The sequence below is a fragment of the Enterobacter cloacae complex sp. SHL020 genome, from assembly GCF_049236945.1.
GTDB lineage: Bacteria > Pseudomonadota > Gammaproteobacteria > Enterobacterales > Enterobacteriaceae > Enterobacter > Enterobacter dykesii.
This window is the reverse complement of the sequence record NZ_JBMKJF010000002.1, coordinates 785671-810160: the sequence shown is the minus strand read 5'-3', so window position 1 is coordinate 810160 and position 24490 is coordinate 785671. Positions and strand designations below refer to the sequence as shown.

Below are 24490 nucleotides of genomic sequence, written 5' to 3'. Positions count from 1 at the left end.
AGGGCGAGCGAAGCGAGTCAATCCCCCCCTCACCGCCATATTCGAGATGAGAGCTCGTACGAAAGTACGGGCTTTTTTCTTTTATATTCTCCGTAAAGGGGGGGATGAGAACCCCCGACCGGGGTTCGACAACTGGCGACAGCCAGTTGGACAGACTGAGAGCGCAGCGAACAGGCTGCCCGCACAAAAACGCCGGGAGCGTTTTTGAACAACGCCTGCGTTGGCCCCAGCCCATGGATACGACGGCGGTGGCCTCCGAGATCCAGAGAACCTGGAACCGTGAGGACGCGGCTCAGTGGGCTGAGGTGTACACCCACATCTTCCCGGTTTACCGGCTGCTGATCGAAAGCTACGGCAAAGCTCGGGAAGTGGTTATAAACAGCGAAGCGCTCGATTCACAGCGTTAGTCCCCTGTGCCACGACGTAAAAACCGTGGAGCTGATTAATGCTTAACCGAACAGGCACTAAAGCTGAAAATCTGCTTGACCGTGTTAGCGCAACTCCCTATAGTAGCGCCCCGTTGCCCCCCAAGCGGTCAGGCAGCAAAACAATATGGTGAGGTGTCCGAGTGGCTGAAGGAGCACGCCTGGAAAGTGTGTATACGGCAACGTATCGGGGGTTCGAATCCCCCCCTCACCGCCATATTCGAGATGAGAGCTCGTACGAAAGTACGGGCTTTTTTCTTTTATATTCTCCGAAAAGGGGGGATGAGAACCCCCGACCGGGGTTCGACAACTGGCGACAGCCAGTTGGACAGACTGAGAGCGCAGCGAACAGGCTGCCCGTAGGGCGAGCGAAGCGAGTCAATCCCCCCCGGTGCGGACTGAGCCGCCTCAGCTATATAAAAAGCCCGAACTAATGCCCGGGCTTTTTTATTCTATTCCTCAGCTATTCAACTTTGCTGACGGCTGCTTTCTTTCAGCGATGAAACCTGCTCAGGCTGAGCACCATCCTCATCCTTACGCCCATCAAGCCAGTAATCCGCATTTTTAATCCCCAGCCGAATCGGGTCAAACTGTGGATCCAGCCCCTGCGCATTCTGGATTTCATAATCCTTAAGGCTGGCAAACGCTTTTTTATGCAACAGAACAATAGCAATAATGTTGAGCCATGCCATCAGCCCTACCCCGATATCACCCAGCCCCCATGCCAGATCCGCAGTGCGAACCGTGCCATATACCGTGGAGGCCATCAGGCATAACTTGAGCAGAAATGTCAGCCATGGACGGTGAATTTTACGGTTAATGAAGGCGATATTGGTTTCGGCAATATAGTAGTAGGCAATAATCGTTGTGAAGGCAAAGAAGAACAACGCAATGGCAACAAAGTAATTACCAAAGCCTGGCATCATACTTTCCATCGCCGTCTGGACATAGCCAGGACCCGCGGCAACGCCTGTAATTCCGGTATAAAGCGCTGCGCCGTCGACGCCCTGGACGTTATACAGCCCGGTGATCAGCAGCATAAACCCGGTCGCGGAGCAGACAAACAGCGTGTCGATGTAGACTGAGAATGCCTGAACCAGCCCCTGCTTCACCGGATGGCTTACTGCCGCCGCAGAGGATGCATGCGGCCCTGTCCCCTGCGCGGCCTCGTTGGAATAGACGCCGCGCTTAACGCCCCACATGATGGCCTGACCGAGAATAGCGCCAAAGCCTGCTTCGAGGCCGAATGCGCTTTTCCAGATCAGCAGAATAACCGAAGGGAGCTGGTTAATATTAATGGCGATAATCACGCAGGCGACAATAATATACCCCAGCGCCATAAATGGAACGACCATACTGCTAAAGCTGGCGATCCTTTTCACACCGCCGAAAATAATAAAACTTAACAGTACCGCAAGTAATGCCGCCGTAACGTTCGGACTCAGGCCAAACGCAATATCCAGGCTCGCCCCAATCGAGTTTGCCTGCACGCCCGGAAGTAATAATCCGCAGGCGAAAATAGTCACAATAGCAAATAACCATGCGTACCACTTCACGCCTAAACCTTTTTCAATATAAAAGGCAGGACCGCCGCGATATTCGCCGTTAATTTTTTCTTTATAAACTTGTCCCAGGGTGGATTCGACAAATGCAGAGCTGGCACCTAAAAAAGCGACTATCCACATCCAGAAAAGCGCACCCGGACCGCCAAAGGTTATTGCCGTGGCCACGCCGGCGATATTCCCTGTCCCCACGCGGCCTGCCAGCGTCATCGTCAGCGCCTGAAATGACGATACGCCTGCATCGGTAGGACGCCCCTGGAACATCAGGGTAATCATATGTTTGATATGGCGTAATTGCAGGAAGCGACTACGCAGCGAGAAATAGAGGCCGACACCCAGACATAAGAATATTAACGCAGGGCTCCAGATTACACCATTAATAGCACCGACCAGTTCGTTCATGTATGACCCTCAGCGTGATGTTTCAGGGAAAAGGCTCCCCTGTTGTGTTTCTTCTTAGAATTTTGTTCGAACAAGTACGAAACATAGATAACTCACCTGAAGACACCAACTTAATTTTTAATTCATAGTAATGTTCTGTGACAACATTCACGTTTAATTTTTAACTAACAATTAGCGCGCTCATTATATTCACAGGTATTTTGTGGGTATTATCACTTCATATCACACTTCTGCAAAAAAGAATAAAAGCAATCACCCACTTAATAATCGACATTATTTATTCAGCAATACGGTGCTTAAATAAGGGAAGTTTCAGCGGAGTATAAACGACGCTTCCCGGCATTACGCCGGGAAGACATTACAGGAAAGAGGCAAAACGATAATGCTTTACCTTTAGTCGGAATAGACCTGCAGCGTGCGCTGACAGAGCGCTGAACGCACGCAGTCCTCTTTGGTGAAGCGTACCACCCCAATCATCTCATCTTCCTCAAAACGTGACATGGCGTCGCTCAGCCCGGATTTCACGCCGGATGGCAGGTCACACTGGGTAATATCGCCGTTAACGATAACCGTCACGTTCTCCCCGAGGCGCGTTAAAAACATCTTCATTTGCGCAGCGGTCACGTTCTGAGCCTCGTCAAGAATGACGACCGCATTTTCAAATGTACGTCCGCGCATATAGGCGAACGGCGCGATTTCCACCTTGCCAATCTCTGGTCGCAGGCAGTACTGCATAAAGGATGCACCCAGTCGCTTCACCAGCACGTCATAGACGGGCCTGAAGTACGGAGCAAACTTCTCCGAAATATCCCCGGGCAGGAAGCCGAGATCTTCATCAGCCTGCAGTACAGGACGGGTAACAATAATTCTCTCCACGTCCTTATGGATCAGCGCTTCCGCCGCTTTGGCCGCACTGATCCAGGTTTTCCCGCATCCGGCTTCACCGGTTGCAAAGATGAGCTGTTTACTCTCGATAGCATTCAGGTAGTGCGCCTGAGCCTCATTGCGCGCAACAATTGGAGAATTATCACGGCTGTCACGGGCCATGCCAATTGCTTCTACGCCACTCATCTGCACAAGCGAGGTGACCGATTCTTCTTCACGCTGTTTATGGCTACGTGAATCCCGTCTCAGCACACGTTTTGCTTCGCGACGAGCTTTGATCACTGCTTTTTGTCTTCCCATGGATAGCACCTTGAGTTGTTGGTATTCATCACACGCGCCAGCTTCGGCACGATTATGCGCACGAACATCAGAGGGTTGGCTTCCTTGTAAGCCATTGCTTGCTTTATCGGATAACGATACGGAACAGCTACGCGCACCGTTCTGCACGTCGGTCGAATCAGATTCTTGAGGGAGTGGGGAAAATTTAGTGGTGAGGAAATCGCTGCCGGAGTCTGAGCCTCCGCGCCGGGTGCTGCGGTTTTTATGTTTACCTTGTCCAGTACAGGACGCAACCATTCGCGATCTCCATAGTGATTCAGCATCACTGCCGGGAACTACCGCTGTCTTATCTTAAGTACATCAGGAGTTATCATAAATGCAACATTTATTTTACCTGAGCGCAACTTTTAAGACTGCTCCTGCAGCGGAATCAGTCTCATATATGAATATTACAGAAATATAACAACAAGATAGTCATATGAAAAAATAATGTCCCCGCGAACGGTTGCGGGGACAATTATCAGGCTTCAATAAGACCCTGAGCGAGATACGCGTTGCTGTCGCGCACGCCTGGCAGGGCAAAGAAATAGCCGCCGCCGATGGGCTTAATATACTCTTCCAGCGCTTCGCCGTTGAGCCGCTTCTGCACGGTCAGGAAGCCTTTTTCCAGATCGTGCTGATAGCAAACGAACAGCAGCCCCATATCGAGCTGGCCGGCGTTGGTCACGCCGAGCGAATAGCTGTAGCCACGACGCATCATCAGGCTGGATTGCGTCTCTTTAGTGCGCGGGTTAGCAAGGCGGATATGGCTGTCGAGCGCGATGACGTCGCCATTCGGATCGCTCGCGTAGTCAGGCACATCATGCTCGTTCTTCATGCCAAGCGGCGCGCCGCTTTGCTTATCGCGACCAAAGATCGTCTGCTGCTCCTTGAGCGGCGTGCGGTCCCAGAACTCCACGTGGAACTGGATAATGCGCACCGCCTGATAGCTGCCGCCCACCGCCCACGCCGGTTCGCCCTGATCTGCCGTCACCCATACCACGTCTTTCATCAACGCCGCATCGCTGCTGTCCGGGTTGGCCGTGCCATCCTTAAAGCCCAGCAGGTTAACCGGCGTCTCTTTGCCTTTGCTGCGGGCAGCGTGGTCAGAGATAAACCCTTCCCGCTTCCAGCGCACGCTCAGCAGATCCGGCGTGTGCTTGATAATATCGCGCAGGGCGTGGATCACCGTGTCCTGGGTATTGGCACAAATCTGCAGGAGCAGGTCGCCATGACACAGCGCCGCGTCCAGGGAGTCATTCGGGAAACGCGTCATTTTCTGCAGCGATTTCGGCTTCTGTTTTGCCAGCCCGTAGCGCGCATCAAACAGCGTTTCACCGAGCGAAACGGTAATGGTCAGGTTATCCGGGGCGATAAACGGCCCCAGAATACCGGAGTCCATTGGCGGCAGACGCGGGTTCGGCGTATCGGGCGCCGGTCCACCGGCGGTGAGAAACGCGATGCGCGTCGTCAGCAGGCGGAACAGGCGCTCAAGATCGGCTTTATCGCTCGCCAGTGAATCAAAAGCCACCAGCATCATGGACGCCTGCTGCGGCGTCAGGATGCCCGACTGATGTTCGCCATAAAACGGCTGCGTCTCCATGCGGGCATTGGGTGACAGCGTGCCGGGCGCGCTTTGCGGTTTCGCCGCATGCGCTACCGGACAGCCACCGGCCAGAGCAAGAGCCCCCCCCAGCGCCCCCACCCCTTTTAACAACCGACGACGTGAAGGTTCCGCCACGTCGTATTCGTCATGCTTATTCATCGTGCTTAGTCCAGACCCAGTACGCCGCGCAGCAGAGAGAGATCTTCCGCCAGGGCGGTAATCGGGCCTTTCAGCGCGTTACGGTCGGCATCGGTCAGCTTGTCGTAGGTTTCAAACCCGTCTTTAGTGCGATACTTCGCCAGGATGGTATCGACTTTCTTAAAGTTGGCATCCACTTTCGCCAGCAGCTCGCCGTTCTCTTTCTGCAGCTGAGGACGCAGGAGGTTAACAATTTTCTGCGCGCCGTCGACGTTGGCCTGGAAGTCCCACAGATCGGTATGGCTGTAGCGATCTTCTTCGCCGCTGATTTTGCTCGCGGCCACTTCTTCAATCAGACCGGCCGCGCCGCCCACCACTTTTGACGGCGGGAAGGCCAGCTCGCTGATGCGCTTTTGCAGCTCCAGCACGTCGCCGTTTAGCTGCTCGGCGTATTTCTCCATCCCTTTGGTGGAGCTGTCGCCGAACAGGGCTTTCTCAAGACGGTGGAAGCCGGTGAATTTTGGATCGGCCGCTTTCTGCTCGTAATCGTCTTCACGGGCATCAATGCTGCCATCAAGATCGGAGAACAGCTCCGCAATTGGCTCAATACGCTCGTAGTGCTGACGGGTTGGCGCATACAGGGATTTCGCTTTTTCGATATCGCCCGCTTTCACCGCATCGGTAAAGGCTTTGGTGCCCGCGACCAGATCTGCAGTCTCTTTAGTGACGTAGGCTTTATAGGCGGTGATGGCCTCGCCCAGGCTCAGCAGCGCTTCGCCCTTCGCGGCATCCTTCGTGGCGTTGCCCTTGACGATCAGCTTGCCTTTCGGATTAGTCAGCAGGCCGCAGGTCATCTCGTACTCCCCCGGCTGCAGGTTGGCGGTCATCTTCTGGCTGAAGCCAGGGGCGATGTTTTCGCGCTCTTCCACCACCATTACGCCTTTGAGGATCTCCCACTCCAGCGCCTTCTGGCTATGGTTCTGGATGATAAACTGGGTTTTGCCGCTGTTGACCGTGAGGGTCATCGGCTCACACTGCTTGTCATTGACGGTGACTTTAACCTGAGGAACATCCGCGCCCCAGGCGGAGAATGCAGAAGCGAACAGCGCGGCAATGCCTGCGCATAACGCACTACGACGGAACTGAATTGCCATGACTCTTCCCTTTATAAGTATGTTGTAACTAAATCAAAGATTACGGCGTCGCGCGCGACGCCTGCTTGCCGGTACGCGGCGGCATAGCGAACAGCACCAGCGCCGGAACCAGATAAATAAAGTACATCGCCACTTCGCTGACGCTCGGCGTTTCCTGATAGCCGAAGATACCTTCGAGCAGGGTGCCGGTCAGAGAATGGGTGGAGAGCACGTTGCTGAGGTCAAACGCCACGTCCTGGAAATGGTTCCACAGGCCCGCCTCGTGGAAGGCGCGTATCGCCCCCGCCGCCAGCCCCGCAGCCACCAGCAGAATAAACAGGCTGGTCCACTTGAAGAACGCGCCCAGATTCAGGCGAATACCGCCCCAGTAGAGCAGAAAGCCCAGCACCACGGCGGTTGCCAGCCCAAGCATGGCCCCCAGCGGCGGCCAGATCCCCACATCCTGCTGAAACGCCGCCAGCAGGAAGAAAACGGACTCAAGGCCTTCACGCGCGACGGCGAAAAAGACCATCATAATGAGCGCCCAGCCGTGGTTGTTCCCCTTTTGCAGGGCGTTATCCACCGCCTGCTCCAGCTGCACCTTCACGTTACGGGAGACTTTACGCATCCAGAACACCATCCAGGTAAGGATCACCACCGCAATTACGGCGACGATCCCCTCAAACAGCTCCTGCTCTTTCTGCGGGAACTCCCCGGTGGTTTCGTTGATGAGGATACCAAGGCCCAGACAGAGTGCTGCAGCAAGGAATACCCCGACCCACATGACGCCAATCCAGCGTCCGCGCTGGGTTCGCTTCAGATAACTGGCGATGAGGCTCACGATAAGGGCAGCTTCAAGCCCTTCACGTAACATAATGAGAAATGGAACAAACATGCCGACACCTTAAATGTTTATCGCGGTCAACTGATGCAAAGAAAGGTAAATTCTTGTGATAGTGATTATCATTACGGCGAAAATAAACACAAGCGAAATGTGCGGTGTTTTGATGACGAGTTGTAAACGCAAAGCCTGTTAATAGTTGCCAACGTTACCGTTAAGTTTATAAGTTATAATAAAATTGCCCATTTACGGTTAACCAGCGCTGTGGCTAAATATCCTTCTCAAAAACCAACTGAAAATAAACCATGTTTAAGATTGTCCATTTCCTGCTGGCGCTGGTGATTATTCTTGCGCTCGCCTGGCTGGTGAGTTTCGACCGCCGAAAAATTCGCATTCGTTATGTTTTACAGCTTATTGTCATTGAGATTGCCCTGGCGTTCTTTTTCCTGCACGCCGAAAGCGGGTTATTCCTGATTAAATACGTCTCCGGATTCTTTGAGTCACTGCTTAAATTTGCCGGCGAAGGCACCAATTTCGTCTTTGGCGGAATGGGGGAAAAAGGGCTGGCGTTCATTTTCCTCGGCGTGCTTTGCCCGATTATTTTTATTTCCGCGCTGATTGGTATTCTTCAGCACTGGCGGATCCTGCCGATTTTTATTCGGGTCATCGGTACGCTGCTGTCGAAACTGAACGGTATGGGCAAGCTGGAATCCTTTAACGCGGTGAGTTCGCTGATCCTCGGCCAGTCGGAAAACTTCATTGCCTACAAAGGCGTGCTGGGCGATCTCTCCTCTCGTCGTCTCTTCACCATGGCGGCCACGGCCATGTCGACGGTCTCCCTGTCGATTGTCGGCGCCTATATGACCATGCTCGACGCCAAATTTGTCGTCGCCGCGCTGATTCTGAACATGTTCAGCACCTTTATTATTCTCTCCGTCATCAACCCGGCGCGCCCGGAAGCGGAGTCGGATATCAAGCTGGAAAAACTGCACGAATCGCAGAGCTTCTTCGAGATGCTCGGCGAGTATATTCTGGCCGGTTTTAAGGTGGCGATGATTATTCTGGCCATGCTGATAGGCTTTATCGCGCTTATTAGCGCCGTTAACGCCCTCTTCTCCAGCGTATTTGGCATGAGCTTCCAGCAGATCCTGGGTTACGTATTTTATCCCCTGGCGTGGCTGGTGGGGATTCCGCTGAGCGACGCCCTGAACGCGGGGAGTATTATGGCAACCAAGCTGGTGGCGAATGAATTTGTGGCGATGATTGAGCTGCAAAAAATCGCGCATCAGATGTCCCCGCGCGGGCTGGGGATTTTATCCGTCTTCCTGGTATCCTTCGCGAACTTCGCGTCCATCGGCATCGTGGCCGGGGGGATTAAGGGCCTGAACGAACAGCAGGGGAACGTGGTGTCGCGTTTCGGTTTGCGTCTGGTGTACGGCGCGACGCTGGTGAGCCTGCTGTCGGCGAGCTTCGCGGGTCTTGTGCTGTAAGTGAGAACGGCGGGTTATCCCGCCGTTTTTATCAGAACTGCACGCACACCGGCTGATCGACCCGCATCACCGACTCCTGCGCGAAGCGTGACTTGTAAATCCCGCGTAACGCTTCGATGTTCTTCTCGCTCTGCGCATCTTTACCGTGGATCAGCATCAATGCTTTGCTGGGTTCGCGCGCCACTTTCCCGTCGTTCCCCAGCCACTGCCCGCGCGCGTCAAACACCGTTAAGCCATCGCGGAAACGCGGCGTCACGTCCTGATCGACAAACTGCTGCCACTCGTTGCTGGTGATTTGCGCCCCGGCAGGACGATTTAAGCCGAAATAGAGCGTGGTTTGCTGCATCTGGTTATCCGCTTTGCAGGTCTCCACCGCCGCGTGCTGCGATGGCGCCGTGCAGCCAGCGAGCATCATTAATGCCGCTGCCATTACCCCTGTTTTGATTGTCATGCTTCGCTATCCTCATTGTTATAAGCACATGGATATCACAGGAAATTACGGATTTTGGCAAGAAAAAAGCCGGGTGCGCTTGCGCTCACCCGGCCTGCATTGTGCAGCAAGAAAATTATTCTGCCTGGAGCTTAGACGGCGGCGCAGTGTGGTAATGCGCGTCGGCCTCAGCAAAGCGTTTCTGCATGGAGGCAGACGGGGCTTTACCCAGCAGGCTGAACACCACGATTCCGATGCTGCCGAAGATGAAGCCAGGAATGATTTCGTACAGGCCCAGCCAGGCGAACTGTTTCCAGACGATAACGGTCACCGCACCGATAATCATCCCTGCCAGCGCGCCGTTACGGGTCATACGTGACCACATGACGGAGAACAGCACTACCGGACCAAACGCCGCACCAAAGCCCGCCCACGCGTAGCTCACCAGGCCCAGCACGCGGTTCTCCGGGTTGGCCGCCAGCGCAATGGCTACCAGCGCCACCACCAGCACCATAAAGCGCCCTACCCACACCAGCTCTTTCTGGCTCGCGTTTTTACGCAGGAAGGCTTTGTAGAGGTCTTCGGTGATTGCGCTGGAGCAGACCAGCAGCTGGCAGCTCAGGGTAGACATCACCGCCGCCAGGATTGCGGAGAGCAGAATACCGGCAATCCACGGGTTAAACAGAATTTGCGCCAGCTCGATGAACACGCGCTCGGCGTTCTGGTTGACCGCGCCCGCCTGCGCCGGGTTGTTGTTGAAGTAGGCAATACCGAAGAAGCCGACCGCACACGCCCCCGCCAGACACAGGATCATCCACGTCATGCTGATGCGACGGGCATGAACGATGGTGTGGTGAGAATCCGCTGCCATAAAGCGCGCCAGGATATGCGGCTGACCGAAGTAGCCCAGACCCCAGCCCATCAGGGAGACGATGGCCACGAAGTTCAGCCCTTTCAGCATGTCGACGTTTTCGATGCTCTTCTGCTTGATCACTTCCAGCGATTCGCCAAAGCCGCCAACGGTGAAAATCACAATCACCGGAGTCAGGATCAGGGCGAAAATCATCAGGCTCGCCTGCACGGTGTCGGTCCAGCTTACCGCCAAGAACCCGCCTACGAAGGTATAGAGGATGGTCGCCGCCGCACCGGCCCACAGGGCGGTTTCGTAGCTCATGCCGAAGGTGCTTTCGAACAGACGCGCGCCGGCCACGATGCCGGAGGCGCAGTAGATGGTGAAGAACAGCAGAATAACCACCGCGGAGATAATGCGCAGAACGCGGCTGTTATCTTCAAAGCGTCCGGTGAAGTAATCCGGCAGCGTCAGGGCGTTGTTGTTGGCCTCGGTATGCACGCGCAGACGGCCTGCCACCAGCTTCCAGTTGATCCACGCGCCCACGGTCAGACCGATGGCGATCCAGCTTTCAGAGATACCGGAGATGAAAATCGCGCCGGGCAGCCCCATCAGCAGCCAGCCGCTCATGTCGGATGCGCCCGCAGAGAGTGCGGTCACCATCGGGCCTAAACTGCGTCCGCCCAGAATGTAGTCGTCAAAGTTCTTTGTAGAACGCCACGCCAAAAACCCTATCAGGATCATGCCAAAAATATAAACGAGAAATGTCACCAGCATCGGTGTGCTAATAGCCATTCAAATTCTCCAAAATGTCGAGCGACAACCATCCGGGCTGCCTTGTTATATGATCACCGGAACGAGGTGAATGTATCTTGTGTTTCGGTTGGGCGCGCTATCCTGCCGTATGCGCCTTCCGCTGACAAACGATTTAACACTGCATTTACATCAATTTCATCCCCGGTTTGATACGAGTTTCCTATAGGTTGCACTCGCTCACGCTTTTACGGGTTGCACCTTTGAAAAGTGTTAACTACCGCATAAAACCAGGCTTCCCGCGCAAAAGCCAGCGCGTTTTTCCGGCTAACCATTCGTTAACAATCCATTCATTTTCCGGGTTGCAAACCAAGTCACATTTAACACGGTTGCACAAAGTTGCAACATGGGGGATATTTCACGCTATCAACAGAACGCTATTACAGAACAACAGGAGCTTTGGCATGGGTATGACCACCATGGGGGTTAAGCTGGATGACGCAACCCGCGAACGGATTAAGACCGCAGCAACCCGCATTGACCGCACGCCGCACTGGTTAATCAAGCAGGCGATTTTTAACTATCTCGAAAGACTCGAGAGCGATGAGGGCCTGCCGGAGCTGCCTGCCCTGCTGGCCGGCGCGGCGAACGAAAGTGAAGAAGCCCCGGCCGCTGGCGACGAGAACCATCAGCCGTTCCTTGAATTCGCCGAGCAGATCCTGCCGCAGTCCGTCAGCCGTGCCGCCATTACCGGCGCCTGGCGCCGTGCCGAAACCGACGCCGTGCCGATGCTGCTGGAGCAGGCCCGCCTGCCGGAAGCCATTGCCGCGCAGGCGCACAGCCTGGCGTATCAGTTAGCCGATAAGCTGCGCAACCAGAAAACCGCCACCGGCCGCGCCGGGATGGTCCAGGGTCTGCTGCAGGAGTTTTCCCTCTCCTCTCAGGAAGGCGTGGCGCTGATGTGCCTGGCGGAAGCGCTGCTGCGTATCCCGGATAAAGCCACCCGCGACGCGCTGATCCGCGACAAGATCAGCAACGGCAACTGGCATTCCCACATTGGCCGCAGCCCGTCGCTGTTCGTCAACGCCGCCACCTGGGGCCTGCTGTTTACAGGCAAGCTGGTCTCAACCCATAACGAAGCCAACCTCTCCCGCTCCCTGAACCGCATCATCGGCAAGAGCGGCGAGCCGCTGATCCGCAAAGGCGTGGACATGGCGATGCGCCTGATGGGCGAGCAGTTTGTGACCGGAGAAACCATTGCCGAAGCGCTGGCGAACGCCCGCAAGCTGGAAGATAAAGGTTTCCGCTATTCGTACGACATGCTGGGCGAAGCGGCCCTGACCGCCGCCGACGCGCAGGCCTACATGGTCTCTTACCAGCAGGCGATCCACGCCATCGGTAAAGCGTCCAACGGTCGCGGTATTTATGAAGGCCCGGGCATCTCTATCAAGCTCTCCGCCCTGCACCCGCGCTACAGCCGCGCGCAGTACGACCGCGTGATGGAAGAACTCTATCCGCGCCTGAAGTCGCTAACCCTGCTGGCGCGCCAGTATGACATCGGCATCAACATCGACGCCGAAGAGGCCGACCGTCTGGAGATCTCCCTCGATCTGCTGGAAAAACTGTGCTTCGAGCCGGAGCTGGCTGGCTGGAACGGCATTGGCTTCGTGATCCAGGCCTACCAGAAGCGCTGCCCGTTCGTCATTGATTACCTGATTGACCTGGCCAGCCGCAGCCGCCGCCGCCTGATGATCCGTCTGGTGAAAGGCGCCTACTGGGACAGCGAAATCAAACGCGCCCAGATGGAAGGGCTGGAAGGCTATCCGGTCTATACCCGCAAGGTTTACACCGACGTCTCTTACCTCGCCTGTGCGAAAAAGCTGCTCGGCGTGCCGAATCTGATCTATCCGCAGTTCGCTACCCACAACGCCCACACCCTGGCGGCGATCTACAGCCTGGCCGGGCAAAACTACTATCCGGGCCAGTACGAGTTCCAGTGCCTGCACGGCATGGGTGAACCGCTGTACGAGCAGGTGACCGGTAAAGTGGCGGACGGCAAGCTGAACCGCCCATGCCGAATCTATGCTCCGGTGGGAACGCACGAAACCCTGCTGGCGTACCTGGTGCGTCGTCTGCTGGAAAACGGCGCGAACACCTCCTTCGTTAACCGCATCGCCGACACCACGCTACCGCTGGACGAGCTGGTGGCCGATCCGGTGCAGGCCGTTGAGAAGATGGCGGCACAGGAAGGCCAGATTGGCCTGCCGCATCCGAAGATTGCCCTGCCGCGCGAGCTGTACGGCAAAGGCCGCGTCAACTCGGCGGGTCTGGATCTCGCCAACGAACACCGTCTGGCGTCCCTCTCCTCTGCCCTGCTCAACAGCGCGCTGCAGAAGTGGCAGGCGAAACCGATGCTGGAGCAGCCGGTTGCTGACGGCGAAATGCAGCCGGTGATCAACCCGGCCGAGCCGAAGGATATCGTCGGCTACGCGCGTGAAGCGACCGAAGCAGAAGTGGATCAGGCGCTGGACAGCGCGGTGAACAACGCCTCTATCTGGTTCGCCACGCCGCCGCAGGAGCGTGCCGCCATTCTGGAACGCGCGGCGGTGCTGATGGAAGATCAGATGCAGTCGCTCATCGGCATTCTGGTGCGCGAGGCGGGTAAAACCTTCAGCAACGCCATCGCCGAAGTGCGCGAGGCCGTCGACTTCCTGCACTACTATGCCGGTCAGGTGCGCGATGATTTCGATAACGAAACCCACCGTCCGCTCGGCCCGGTCGTCTGTATCAGCCCGTGGAACTTCCCGCTGGCGATCTTCACCGGCCAGATTGCCGCCGCGCTGGCCGCTGGCAACAGCGTGCTGGCAAAACCGGCAGAGCAGACCCCGCTGATTGCCGCGCAGGGCATCAACATTCTTCTGGAAGCCGGCGTGCCGGCGGGCGTGGTTCAGCTGCTGCCGGGCCGCGGTGAAACGGTCGGTGCCAAACTGACCTCCGATAACCGCGTGCGCGGCGTGATGTTTACCGGTTCGACCGAAGTGGCGTCTCTGCTGCAGCGCAATATTGCCACCCGTCTGGATGCCCAGGGTCGCCCTACGCCGCTCGTCGCGGAAACCGGCGGGATGAACGCCATGATCGTCGACTCCTCTGCCCTCACCGAGCAGGTGGTGGTCGATGTGCTGGCCTCCGCCTTCGACAGCGCCGGTCAGCGCTGCTCCGCCCTGCGCGTGCTGTGCCTGCAGGACGACGTGGCGGACCACACGCTGAAGATGCTGCGCGGCGCGATGGCCGAATGCCGCATGGGCAACCCGGGCCGTCTCACCACCGACATCGGGCCGGTGATTGACGCGGAAGCCAAAGCCAACATAGAAAACCACATTCAGACCATGCGCGCGAAAGGCCGTCCGGTGTTCCAGGCGGTGCGCGAGAACAGCGAAGATACCCGCGAATGGCGGACCGGCACCTTTGTGCCGCCAACGCTGATTGAGCTGGCAAGCTTCGACGAGCTGAAAAAAGAGGTCTTTGGCCCGGTGCTGCACGTGGTGCGCTACAACCGTAACAACCTCAAGGAGCTGGTTGAGCAGATCAACGCCTCCGGCTATGGCCTTACGCTCGGCGTGCATACCCGCATCGACGAGACCATCGCACAGGTCACCGGCAGCGCCAAAGTGGGCAACCTGTACGTTAACCGCAACATGGTTGGTGCGGTCGTGGGCGTGCAGCCGTTCGGCGGTGAAGGCCTTTCCGGCACCGGTCCGAAAGCGGGCGGTCCGCTCTACCTGTACCGTCTGCTGGCGAACCGTCCTGAGAACGCGCTGGGCGTCACCCTGGCACGCCAGGATGCGGACTATCCGGTGGATGCGCAGCTGAAAACCGTACTGACCCAGCCGCTGGAGGCGCTCATTACATGGGCAGAAAAACGTCCTGAACTGCGTGCCGTCGCGAAGCAGTACGGCGAGCTGGCGCAGGCCGGTACCCAGCGTCTGCTGCCGGGTCCAACCGGCGAGCGCAACACCTGGACGCTGATGCCGCGCGAGCGCGTGCTGTGCGTGGCCGATAGCGAGCAGGACGCGCTGGTGCAGCTGGCCGCCGCGATGGCAACCGGTTGTGAAGTGCTGTGGCCGGAAGATGCCCTGCATCGCGATCTCGCCAAACAGCTGCCTAAAGCAGTCTCAGCCCGCATTCGCTTTGCGAAGGCCGATGCGCTGCTGACGCAGCCGTTTGATGCCGTAATTTACCACGGTGATTCCGACCAGCTGCGCGAACTCTGCGAGCAGGTTGCGGCCCGCAGCGGGGCGATTGTTTCGGTGCAGGGCTTTGCCCGCGGGGAAACTAACCTGCTGCTTGAGCGTCTGTACGTGGAGCGCTCGCTCAGCGTCAACACCGCGGCGGCAGGCGGTAACGCCAGCCTGATGACAATAGGCTAACGCTGTGCTAATAAGGCTCCGGAGACGGAGCCTTATTTTATTGGGGAGTATATGAAACGATATCTTATCGCCAGTGCGGCACTGCTGCTGAGCGCCAGCGCGCTGGCCGACGAGTGCGACAACGCGACCACCCAGCTTGAACTGAATACCTGTAGCGCGCAGCAGTACCAGGCTGCCGATAAAAAGCTTAACCAGACGTATCAGGCGGCCGTTAAGCGCGCTGCTGCCCCCCAGCGCGACCTGCTGAAAAAAGCGCAGCAGGCGTGGATTACACTGCGCGATGCGGACTGCGCGTTTATCGGTTCGGGGACGGAAGGCGGGAGCGTCCAGCCAATGATTGTTAACCAGTGCCTGGCGGAAAAAACCGTGGAGCGCGAAGCGTTTCTGGCCTCGCTGATGCAGTGTGAAGAGGGCGACTTAAGCTGCCCTCTCCCGCCGGGGAACTAGCGCAGGCGGATCCCTTCGATAATCATCCGCTGCACGTTTTCGAGGGTGCTGTGGAAAAACGCCTCGTCCTGGAGCGTTTTACCGGTCACCGCCTCAACCTGGGCCGCAAAGTCAGCGTAATGCTGAGTGGAGGCCCAAATCATAAAGATCAGATGATGCGGGTCGACCGGGGCCAGCTTTCCGCTGGCGACCCATCCGGCAATAATGGCCGACTTATCGTCCACCAGCTGTTTTAGATCGCCGGTTAATTCCGCCTGCAGCAGCGGCGCGCCCTGCAGCATCTCAAGACAAAACAGCCTTGATGCCTGCGGGTAATCGCGCGACACCTCCAGCTTCAGGCGAATGTACTCCTTGATAGCCACCAGCGGGGCCAGCTCTGCGCGGAACGCTTTAAGGGGCGCCAGCCAGATATCGAGGATCTGCTGCATCACCGCCACATAGAGCGCCTCTTTCGACGGGTAGTAGTAAAGCAGATTGGTTTTGGATACGCCGGACTGCTCCGCCACCTGCTCCAGGCGCGTGCCGTGAATACCAAACTGCGAAAAAGTCTCCAGCGCCGCGCTGAGGATCGCCTGCTTCTTGGCGCTCACCGCCTGCGAACGTTTACCTGGTGTTTTCACTGCGCCTTGTGTCATTCCCGCTCTCCTTATTCTGCGTTGCCCTCAGCATAGCAAAACCCCCGACTCGCCACGACATTCTGCACTCCCATCGCGCATGAATGCCTGTTTTCTGTGCAATGTTTTTGACCAGTTAGTCCACATTTAGCCGCACCAACCCACCAACTTCTGATTAACACATTAATAACACAGCCATTTTCAAAACTGGCACTGCCTTTGCAAAAACACCGTTACACCTGCGACGTAATGAAGAGAGGTTCGTGATGAAAATTGGCGTATTTGTACCCATCGGCAACAACGGCTGGCTTATCTCGACCACTGCACCGCAATACATGCCGACCTTTGACCTCAATAAAGCCATCGTGCAGAAAGCGGAGCACTACCATTTCGACTTTGCGCTTTCGATGATCAAGCTGCGCGGCTTTGGCGGCAAAACCGAATTCTGGGACCACAACCTGGAGTCCTTTACCCTGATGGCCGGGCTGGCCGCGGTCACCTCGCGGATCCAGATCTACGCCACCGCCGCCACGCTCACCCTGCCCCCGGCGATCGTGGCGCGCATGGCCTCCACCATCGACTCGATCTCCGGCGGGCGCTTTGGCGTCAATCTGGTCACCGGCTGGCAAAAACCCGAGTACGAGCAGATGGGGCTCTGGCCGGGTGACGATTACTTCTCGCGTCGCTACGACTACCTGACCGAATACGTGCAGGTGCTGCGCGACCTGTGGGGGACCGGCAAAAGCGATTTCAAAGGTGATTTCTTCACCATGAACGACTGTCGCGTCAGCCCGCAGCCGTCGGTGCCGATGAAGGTGATTTGCGCCGGGCAGAGCGACGCGGGGATGGAATTCTCGGCGAAATACGCCGACTTTAACTTCTGCTTCGGTAAAGGCGTTAACACGCCTGCCGCCTTCGCCCCGACCGCCGCGCGCATGAAAGAGGCCGCCGACAAAACCGGGCGCGACGTGGGCTCCTACGTGCTGTTCATGGTGATCGCCGACGAAACCGACGATGCCGCGCGCGCGAAATGGGAGCGCTATAAGGACGGCGCCGACGAGGAGGCCCTGAGCTGGCTCACCGAACAGAGCCAGAAGGATACCCGCTCCGGGGCGGATACCAACGTTCGCCAGATGGCCGACCCGACCTCCGCCGTCAATATCAACATGGGCACGCTGGTCGGCTCTTATGCCAGCGTCGCCAGAATGCTTGACGAAGTGGCGGCCGTGCCCGGTGCGGAAGGCGTTCTGCTGACCTTCGACGATTTCCTCACCGGCGTGGAGACCTTCGGCGAGCGCATCCAGCCGCTGATGCAGTGCCGCGCCCACATCCCTGCCGTCACGAAGGAGGTGGCGTAATGACGACCCTTAACGCACGCCCGGAAGCCATCACCTTTGCGCCGGAGCAGAGCGCACTGATCGTGGTGGACATGCAAAACGCCTACGCCAGCCAGGGCGGTTATCTGGATCTGGCGGGGTTCGACGTCTCCGCCACCCGGCCGGTGATTGAGAACATTAAAACCGCCGTCGCCGCCGCGCGCGCCGCGGGCATGCTCATCATCTGGTTCCAGAACGGCTGGGATGAGCTGTATGTCGAGGCAGGCGGCCCCGGCTCGCCCAACTTCCACAAGTCGAACGCCCTGAAAACCATGCGTAAACGGCCCGAACTGCAGGGCAAGCTGCTGGCGAAAGGCGGCTGGGACTATCAGCTGGTGGATGAGCTGGTCCCGCAGGCGGGCGATATTGTCCTGCCCAAACCGCGCTACAGCGGCTTTTTCAACACGCCGCTCGACAGCCTGCTGCGCAGCAGGGGCATTCGCCACCTGGTCTTTACCGGCATCGCCACCAACGTCTGCGTGGAGTCGACCCTGCGCGACGGCTTCTTCCTCGAGTATTTCGGCGTGGTGCTGGAAGACGCGACCCACCAGGCCGGGCCGGAGTTTGCCCAAAAGGCGGCCCTGTTCAATATTGAAACCTTTTTTGGCTGGGTCAGCAGCGTTGCGGAGTTCTGCGACGCCCTGAATCCCCCGCTCGCCCGTATCGCCTGAGGAGACACCTGATGCCGAAATCCGTAATCATTCCGCCGGGCACCAGCACGCCCATCGCCCCGTTTGTGCCGGGCACCCTCGCCGACGGCGTGGTGTATGTCTCCGGCACGCTGCCGTTTGATAAAGACAACAACGTGGTGTTTATCAACGACCCAAAGGCGCAAACCCGCCACGTGCTGGAGACGATCAAAACCGTGATCGAAACGGCGGGTGGCACGATGGAGGATGTGACCTTCAACAGCATCTTTATCACCGACTGGAAAAACTACGCCGCGATTAACGAGATCTACGCCGAGTTCTTCCCCGGCGATAAGCCGGCGCGGTTCTGCATTCAGTGCGGGCTGGTGAAGCCAGAGGCGCTGGTTGAAATCGCTACCGTTGCGCACATCGCGAAGTGAGGCAGGTATGAAACTTTCCGTCTCGCCGCCCCCGTACGAGGGCGCGCCCGTGGTGGTCTTTATTTCCGGTCTCGGCGGCAGCGGCAGCTACTGGTTGCCCCAGCTGGCCACGCTGGAGCCGGAGTATCAGGTGGTGTGCTATGACCAGCGGGGAACGGGCAATAACCCCGCTACCCTGCCGGAAGGGTATAGCCTTGCAGAGATGGCGGACGAACTGGCTCAGGCGCTGGCTGAAGCCGGGATTGTCCGCTACAGCGTCGTGGGTCACGCGCTGGGGGCGCTGGTTGGCCTGCAGCTGGCCCTCGACAGGCCCGACGCCCTCACCGCGCTGGTGTGCGTCAACGGCTGGTTGACCCTCAACGCCCACACCCGCCGCTGCTTTCAGATCCGCGAGCGCCTGCTGCATTACGGCGGCGCACAGGCGTGGGTCGAGGCGCAGCCGCTGTTTCTCTACCCTGCGGACTGGATGGCCGCCCGCGCGCCCCGTCTGGAGGCCGAAGAAGCGCTGGCGCTGGCCCATTTCCAGGGAAAAGCCAACCTGCTACACAGGCTCAGCGCCCTGAAAAAGGCCGACTTCAGCCGCCATGCGGCGCGCATTCGCTGCCCGGTCCAGATCATCTGTTCCGCCGACGACATGCTGGTGCCCGCTGTTTGTTCGTCTGAACTGCAGGCGGCAATTCCGCACAGCCACAGCGTGGTGATGCGCCAGGGCGGGCACGCCTGCAACGTCACCGAGCCGGATACCTTTAACACCCTGCTGCTGAACGGGCTTGCCAGCCTGCTGCACAGCCCGGAACCCGCTTTATAAGGAGCTTTAATGAGCGAAGCCATTACCCCCGCCGCGCTGGAAACGCTGTTCACCGGCGCCCGCACCCATAACGGCTGGCTGGATATGTCCGTCAGCGACGAAACGCTGCGCGAAATCTACGACCTGATGAAATGGGGACCAACGTCCGCCAACTGCTCCCCGGCGCGGATTGTGTTTGTGCGAAGCGCGGAGGGAAAAGAGAAGCTGCGCCCGGCGCTCTCCAGCGGCAACCTTGAGAAAACGCTCACGGCTCCGGTCACGGCGATTGTGGCCTGGGACAGCGAGTTTTATGAGCGCCTGCCTGAACTGTTCCCGCATGGCGATGCCAGAAGCTGGTTTACCTCCAGCCCTGCGCTGGCGGAAGAGACCGCCTTTCGCAACAGCTCGCTGCAGGCTGCCTACCTGATCTTCGCCTGTCGCGCGCTGGGGCTGGACACCGGTCCGATGTCGGGCTTTGACCGCCAAAAGGTCGACGAGGCCTTTTTCACCGGCACGACGCTTAAAAGCAATCTGCTGATCAACATTGGCTACGGCGACACGAACAAACTGTACGGGCGTCTGCCGCGCCTGACCTTCGACGATGCCTGCGGGCTGGCGTAAGGAGCCATCATGACGACACCGGATAAACAAACCTTTCGCGACGCCATGGCCTGCGTTGGCGCGGCGGTCAATATCATCACCACCGACGGCCCGGCGGGGCTGGCAGGCTTCACAGCCAGCGCGGTGTGCAGCGTCACGGATTCACCGCCTACCCTGCTGGTGTGCCTGAACCGCGGCGCGTCCGTCTGGCAAACCTTTAGCGAAAACCGCACCCTTTGCGTGAATACCCTGAGCGCCGGACAGGAGCCTTTATCTAACCTGTTTGGCGGGAAAACGCCGATGGAGGAACGCTTTGCCGCCGCACGCTGGCAGACGGGCGACACGGGCTGCCCGCGCCTGGAAGATGCGCTGGCCTCGTTTGACTGCCGCATCAGCCAGGTGGTGAGCGTCGGCACCCACGACATTCTGTTTTGCGACATTATTTCGATCATTCGCCACCCCGCGCCGCAAGGTCTGGTGTGGTTTGACCGCGGCTACCACGCGCTTATGCGACCCGCCTGTTAACCCGCCCTAAGGAGACAGACCATGTTCGGATTTCCCCACTGGCAGTTGAAATCGACCTCCACAGAAACAGGCGTGGTCGCGCCGGATGAACGTCTCCCGCTCGGGCAGACGATGGTGATGGGCGTTCAGCACGCGGTCGCGATGTTTGGCGCCACGGTGCTGATGCCGATGCTGATGGGACTCGATCCCAACCTGTCTATTTTGATGTCGGGAATCGGCACGCTGCTGTTCTTTTTCGTCACCGGCGGGCGCGTACCCAGCTATCTCGGCTCCAGCGCCGCCTTTGTCGGGGTGGTCATCGCCACCACCGGGTTTAACGGCCAGGGGATCAACCCCAACCTGAGCGTGGCCCTTGGCGGCATCATCGCCTGCGGTCTGGTGTATACCCTGATTGGTCTGGTGGTGATGAAAATCGGCACGCGCTGGATCGAGCGAATGATGCCTCCCGTCGTGACGGGCGCCGTGGTGATGGCGATTGGCCTCAACCTCGCCCCAATTGCGGTCAGGAGCGTCTCCGCCTCGCCGTTTGAAAGCTGGATGGCGGTGATCACGGTGCTGTGCATCGGCCTGGTGGCGGTGTTCACGCGCGGCATGATCCAGCGTCTGCTGATCCTGGTTGGGCTGATTGTCGCCTGTCTGGTCTACGCCCTGCTGGCCAACGTTTTCGGTCTGGGCAAGCCGGTTGACTTTACCCTGCTCCATCAGGCCGCCTGGTTCGGCCTGCCGAAGGTGACCTCACCCACCTTTAACACCCAGGCGATGATGCTTATCGCACCGGTGGCGGTGATTCTGGTGGCGGAGAACCTGGGCCACCTGAAGGCCGTGGCGGGAATGACCGGGCGCAGTATGGACCCGTACATGGGCCGCGCGTTCGTCGGTGACGGGCTGGCGACCATGCTCTCCGGTTCCGTGGGCGGCAGCGGCGTCACCACCTATGCCGAAAACATCGGCGTGATGGCGGTGACCAAAGTTTATTCGACGCTGGTCTTTGTGGCGGCGGCGGTGATGGCGATGCTGCTCGGCTTCTCGCCGAAGTTCGGCGCGCTGATCCACACCATTCCGTCCCCGGTCATCGGGGGAGCCTCAATCGTGGTGTTTGGTCTGATCGCCGTGGCCGGCGCGCGTATCTGGGTACAGCATCGCGTCGATCTCAGCCAGAATGGCAACCTGATTATGGTGGCGGTCACGCTGGTGCTGGGCGCAGGCGATTTTGCCCTGACGCTGGGCGGGTTTACGATTGGCGGGATTGGCACGGCGACCTTCGGCGCGATCCTGCTTAACGCCCTGCTGAGCCGCCGGATGGCCGCTGCGCCGCAGGGCGCCGTAGTGCATCAGGATTCGTGATTTAACGTCGCGCTGTCATTTTCTGGCAGCGCGTTTTTCTTCCGTTTGAGCTTTAACTCGCTCACCAGCACCCCGGCGACAATAAATGCCGCGCCCACCAGCGCCAGAAGCGGCAAACGCTCACCAGCAATGCGTCCGAAAATCCCCGCCCAGACCGGTTCGCCGGTATAAATCACCGTCGCGCGGGTTGGCGATACGCTGCGCTGCGCCCAGTTCATGGTGACCTGAATAATGGCGCTGAAAATCCCCAGCCCCAGTGCGACCACCACCAGTCCGGTGGACATCGGCGGCACGGATTCCCCTGCCGGCACCATCGTCGCAAACGCCACCAGCGACGCCGTGGCAAGTTGCACCACCGTCACCCGTTTGACGTCGACCTTGCCTGCCCAGGCGCTAATCAGAATAATTTCCGCCGCAATGGCAATCGCCCCAATCAGGGTGATGATTTCGCCCGGCCCCAGCGCCAGCAGGTTGTTTTCCGGCCCGGCCAGTAAGATCAGGCCGATAAACGCCAGCACGATGCCAATACAGGACATCAGCCCGGGCAGCCGACCCAGGCACAACCACTGCAGTAGCGGCACCAGGGGCACATACATGGCGGTGATAAATGCGGATTTGCTGCTGGAGATGGTCTGCAATCCCCACGTCTGCAGGCTGTAGCCCATCGCTATCGCCACCCCAATCGCCACGCCGGCCTTAAGCTCTTTCAGCGTCAGCCCCCGCAGCGTTTTAAGCGAAATCAGCCCCACGGCAAGCGCTGCCGTCGCAAAGCGCAGGCCAACAAAAAAGAACGGATCGCTGAGGGTCACCGCGTACTGAACGGCCAGAAACGTCCCGCCCCAGAACATGGTGATGAGAATGAGGATGGCTTCCTGCGGTTTAACGGAAAATTTGAAGCGTGAGACAGACATGCGGCACCAGAATGAGAAAACAATTCTGTAGTGTGCGTTGCCTTTGGTTACAGTTCAATGTTGCAGAAATAAAAAAACCGCCGGGAGATCCCGGCGGCAGGGGTTCAACCCGGCGTGTTACTTACTGCTGCCGTGGCTGTTTTTCCCCCCTTTCTTGCCAGCTTCAGATGCGCGTTGCGGGTCGTTCTTGAAGTTGCCCCCGCTATGCTGGCCACCTTTACGGCCTGCTTCTGATGCTCTTTCACGGTCTTCTGCGAAATTACCTGAACCACCACGATGGTTTGCCATCTCTAACCTCCAGAATGTGAAACATTAGACATCATATTGCATTCAGTAAAAGAGGAATCTTTCACCTCGCAACACAAGGACAGTGCCTTTATCTGTGCCGCGTGAAATTAAGCTTAGTGGAATGCCGCTATCCGGCAAGCCGCAGGTAATATTCTGCAACATGAACTCAGCCTTTCGGGTGAGATGACGCGACGGCGATTCATAAGCCTTTCTTATCATTTCAAAAAACTGCTGCCAAAAAGTTGTTTCATTTTGCTACAAAGCCTTTTTGTAACCATATTGTTATAAATCAAAGAAATGCCGTTCATTTTTGCAGTCTGGCCGTGATGGCATATCTTTAAATGAGCGCAGCGATCCGCTGTCAGAAAATACAAACGAGGAGTGATGCAAAATGGCAAAAGTTCTGGTGCTCTATTATTCCATGTACGGACACATTGAAACCATGGCTCACGCGGTCGCAGAAGGTGCGAACAGAGTTGATGGCGTTGAGGTTGTGGTGAAACGCGTACCGGAAACCATGCAGGCGGAAGCCTTCCTGAAAGCCGGGGGGAAAACGCAAAACGCCCCGGTCGCCACCCCGCAGGAGCTGGCGGATTATGACGCCATTATCTTCGGTACCCCGACCCGCTTCGGCAATATGTCAGGCCAGATGCGCACCTTCCTCGATCAAACCGGCGGACTTTGGGCATCCGGGGCGCTCTACGGCAAACTGGCCAGCGTATTCAGCTCTACCGGCACCGGCGGCGGTCAGGAGCAGACGATTACCTCAACCTGGACTACCCTTGCTCATCACGGGATGGTGATTGTGCCGATTGGCTACGGCGCCCAGGAGCTGTTTGACATTTCCCAGGTACGCGGCGGTACGCCTTACGGCGCAACCACCATTGCCGGTGGGGATGGCTCACGTCAGCCAAGCAATGAAGAACTGTCTATCGCCCGCTATCAGGGTGAATACGTCGCGGGTCTGGCTAAAAAACTGAACGGCTAACACCCAACAGGAGGACAAGCATGCCAACTCAAGAATCCAAAGCTCACCACGTGGGCGAATGGGCAAGTTTACGCAACACCTCTCCGGAGATTGCCGAAGCTATCTTTGAAGTCGCGAAGTACGACGAGAAGCTGGCCGAGCAGATTTGGGAGGAAGGTAACGATGAGGTGCTGGTGCGCGCCTTCGAAAAAACGGATAAAGACTCGCTCTTCTGGGGCGAGCAAACCATCGAACGTAAAAACGTCTAAGCGTTTCCCCCCGCCGCAGCGGGGGGTTCTCCT

Annotated in this window: 23 protein-coding genes, 1 tRNA gene and 1 pseudogene; 14 read left to right on the top strand and 11 right to left on the bottom strand. The window is 57.9% G+C overall.

Features of this window, described 5'->3' with window-relative positions; genetic code table 11:
• Nucleotides 1-230: 230 nt before the first annotated feature.
• A pseudogene (locus tag ACOTZB_RS08925) lies at nucleotides 231-407 on the top strand (hydrolase); the annotation flags it as partial.
• 147 nt (nucleotides 408-554) lie between these two features.
• Nucleotides 555-642, top strand: a tRNA-Ser gene (locus tag ACOTZB_RS08920).
• Between the two features lie 250 nt (nucleotides 643-892).
• On the opposite strand, the gene ACOTZB_RS08915 is transcribed toward ACOTZB_RS08920, so the two are convergent.
• The 6 genes from ACOTZB_RS08915 to efeU all read right to left on the bottom strand — a co-directional run bounded on the left by ACOTZB_RS08915 (nucleotide 893) and on the right by efeU (nucleotide 7364).
• Nucleotides 893-2389 (bottom strand): alanine/glycine:cation symporter family protein, encoded by a 1497-nt coding sequence (locus ACOTZB_RS08915; RefSeq protein ID WP_421626932.1) that lies wholly within the window; start codon nucleotides 2387-2389, stop codon nucleotides 893-895.
• A 393-nt stretch (nucleotides 2390-2782) separates the two neighbouring features.
• On the bottom strand, nucleotides 2783-3574 hold the full coding sequence (gene phoH / locus ACOTZB_RS08910; RefSeq protein WP_029740192.1) for a phosphate starvation-inducible protein PhoH: 792 nt from the start codon (nucleotides 3572-3574) through the stop codon (nucleotides 2783-2785).
• Nucleotides 3553-3876, bottom strand: coding sequence for a hypothetical protein (locus tag ACOTZB_RS08905; protein WP_200882519.1), 324 nt, complete (start codon nucleotides 3874-3876; stop codon nucleotides 3553-3555). The genes phoH and ACOTZB_RS08905 overlap by 22 nt, the downstream gene beginning before the upstream one ends.
• Nucleotides 3877-4073: 197 nt before the next feature.
• Entirely contained in the window at nucleotides 4074-5357 is a 1284-nt protein-coding gene (efeB, locus tag ACOTZB_RS08900) for an iron uptake transporter deferrochelatase/peroxidase subunit (protein ID WP_126328211.1), read from the bottom strand.
• Between the two features lie 5 nt (nucleotides 5358-5362).
• On the bottom strand, nucleotides 5363-6490 hold the full coding sequence (gene efeO, locus ACOTZB_RS08895; protein WP_421626931.1) for an iron uptake system protein EfeO: 1128 nt from the start codon (nucleotides 6488-6490) through the stop codon (nucleotides 5363-5365).
• 40 nt (nucleotides 6491-6530) lie between these two features.
• Nucleotides 6531-7364, bottom strand: coding sequence for an iron uptake transporter permease EfeU (efeU, locus tag ACOTZB_RS08890; RefSeq protein WP_421626930.1), 834 nt, complete (start codon nucleotides 7362-7364; stop codon nucleotides 6531-6533).
• Nucleotides 7365-7615: 251 nt separating this feature from the next.
• On the opposite strand from efeU, the gene ACOTZB_RS08885 reads away from it, so the two are divergent.
• Nucleotides 7616-8800 carry a NupC/NupG family nucleoside CNT transporter gene (locus ACOTZB_RS08885; RefSeq protein WP_421626929.1) on the top strand — a complete coding sequence of 395 codons (1185 nt, stop codon included), beginning with the start codon at nucleotides 7616-7618 and terminating at the stop codon, nucleotides 8798-8800.
• Between the two features lie 31 nt (nucleotides 8801-8831).
• Here the strand turns inward: ACOTZB_RS08885 and ACOTZB_RS08880 are convergent, their stop codons facing one another.
• Complete coding sequence (locus ACOTZB_RS08880; protein ID WP_421626928.1) at nucleotides 8832-9251, bottom strand: DUF3574 domain-containing protein; 420 nt, start codon at nucleotides 9249-9251, stop codon at nucleotides 8832-8834.
• A gap of 115 nt (nucleotides 9252-9366) precedes the next feature.
• Nucleotides 9367-10875 carry a sodium/proline symporter PutP gene (putP, locus tag ACOTZB_RS08875; protein ID WP_149323878.1) on the bottom strand — a complete coding sequence of 503 codons (1509 nt, stop codon included), beginning with the start codon at nucleotides 10873-10875 and terminating at the stop codon, nucleotides 9367-9369.
• A 422-nt stretch (nucleotides 10876-11297) separates the two neighbouring features.
• Here putP and putA point away from each other — a divergent pair, with 422 nt between their 5' ends.
• Nucleotides 11298-15260, top strand: coding sequence for a trifunctional transcriptional regulator/proline dehydrogenase/L-glutamate gamma-semialdehyde dehydrogenase (gene putA, locus ACOTZB_RS08870; RefSeq protein ID WP_421626927.1), 3963 nt, complete (start codon nucleotides 11298-11300; stop codon nucleotides 15258-15260).
• Nucleotides 15261-15311: 51 nt separating this feature from the next.
• Nucleotides 15312-15707 carry a lysozyme inhibitor LprI family protein gene (locus ACOTZB_RS08865; RefSeq protein ID WP_045401798.1) on the top strand — a complete coding sequence of 132 codons (396 nt, stop codon included), beginning with the start codon at nucleotides 15312-15314 and terminating at the stop codon, nucleotides 15705-15707.
• On the opposite strand, the gene rutR is transcribed toward ACOTZB_RS08865, so the two are convergent.
• Nucleotides 15704-16342 (bottom strand): HTH-type transcriptional regulator RutR, encoded by a 639-nt coding sequence (rutR, locus tag ACOTZB_RS08860; RefSeq protein ID WP_023311087.1) that lies wholly within the window; start codon nucleotides 16340-16342, stop codon nucleotides 15704-15706. The genes ACOTZB_RS08865 and rutR overlap by 4 nt on opposite strands.
• Nucleotides 16343-16587: 245 nt before the next feature.
• On the opposite strand from rutR, the gene rutA reads away from it, so the two are divergent.
• The 7 genes from rutA to rutG are packed head-to-tail and all read left to right on the top strand — an operon-like array spanning nucleotide 16588 to nucleotide 22022.
• On the top strand, nucleotides 16588-17679 hold the full coding sequence (gene rutA, locus ACOTZB_RS08855; protein ID WP_421626926.1) for a pyrimidine utilization protein A: 1092 nt from the start codon (nucleotides 16588-16590) through the stop codon (nucleotides 17677-17679).
• Nucleotides 17679-18368: a pyrimidine utilization protein B gene (gene rutB, locus ACOTZB_RS08850; protein WP_421626925.1), complete on the top strand. Its 690-nt coding sequence runs from the start codon at nucleotides 17679-17681 to the stop codon at nucleotides 18366-18368. The genes rutA and rutB overlap by 1 nt, the downstream gene beginning before the upstream one ends.
• 11 nt (nucleotides 18369-18379) lie before the next feature.
• Nucleotides 18380-18766: a pyrimidine utilization protein C gene (rutC, locus tag ACOTZB_RS08845; protein ID WP_010429508.1), complete on the top strand. Its 387-nt coding sequence runs from the start codon at nucleotides 18380-18382 to the stop codon at nucleotides 18764-18766.
• A 7-nt stretch (nucleotides 18767-18773) separates the two neighbouring features.
• Entirely contained in the window at nucleotides 18774-19574 is an 801-nt protein-coding gene (rutD, locus tag ACOTZB_RS08840) for a pyrimidine utilization protein D (RefSeq protein ID WP_421626924.1), read from the top strand.
• 9 nt (nucleotides 19575-19583) lie between these two features.
• Entirely contained in the window at nucleotides 19584-20174 is a 591-nt protein-coding gene (locus ACOTZB_RS08835; protein ID WP_348940451.1) for a malonic semialdehyde reductase, read from the top strand.
• 9 nt (nucleotides 20175-20183) lie between these two features.
• Nucleotides 20184-20678, top strand: a complete 495-nt coding sequence (gene rutF / locus ACOTZB_RS08830) for an NADH-dependent FMN reductase RutF (RefSeq protein WP_126328200.1) — start codon at nucleotides 20184-20186, stop codon at nucleotides 20676-20678.
• A gap of 21 nt (nucleotides 20679-20699) precedes the next feature.
• Nucleotides 20700-22022: a pyrimidine utilization transport protein G gene (gene rutG / locus ACOTZB_RS08825; RefSeq protein ID WP_047061541.1), complete on the top strand. Its 1323-nt coding sequence runs from the start codon at nucleotides 20700-20702 to the stop codon at nucleotides 22020-22022.
• Here the strand turns inward: rutG and ACOTZB_RS08820 are convergent.
• Nucleotides 22010-22933: a DMT family transporter gene (locus ACOTZB_RS08820; RefSeq protein ID WP_094934935.1), complete on the bottom strand. Its 924-nt coding sequence runs from the start codon at nucleotides 22931-22933 to the stop codon at nucleotides 22010-22012. The genes rutG and ACOTZB_RS08820 overlap by 13 nt on opposite strands.
• A gap of 117 nt (nucleotides 22934-23050) precedes the next feature.
• Nucleotides 23051-23221 (bottom strand): general stress protein, encoded by a 171-nt coding sequence (locus ACOTZB_RS08815; RefSeq protein WP_023311077.1) that lies wholly within the window; start codon nucleotides 23219-23221, stop codon nucleotides 23051-23053.
• Nucleotides 23222-23612: 391 nt separating this feature from the next.
• On the opposite strand from ACOTZB_RS08815, the gene wrbA reads away from it, so the two are divergent.
• Both wrbA and ACOTZB_RS08805 read left to right on the top strand, forming a co-directional pair.
• The gene (wrbA, locus tag ACOTZB_RS08810) at nucleotides 23613-24209 is read left to right on the top strand and encodes an NAD(P)H:quinone oxidoreductase (protein ID WP_023311076.1); all 597 of its coding nucleotides are present in this window, start codon (nucleotides 23613-23615) and stop codon (nucleotides 24207-24209) included.
• A 20-nt stretch (nucleotides 24210-24229) separates the two neighbouring features.
• Nucleotides 24230-24457: a YccJ family protein gene (locus ACOTZB_RS08805; RefSeq protein ID WP_008499832.1), complete on the top strand. Its 228-nt coding sequence runs from the start codon at nucleotides 24230-24232 to the stop codon at nucleotides 24455-24457.
• Nucleotides 24458-24490 lie beyond the last annotated feature (33 nt).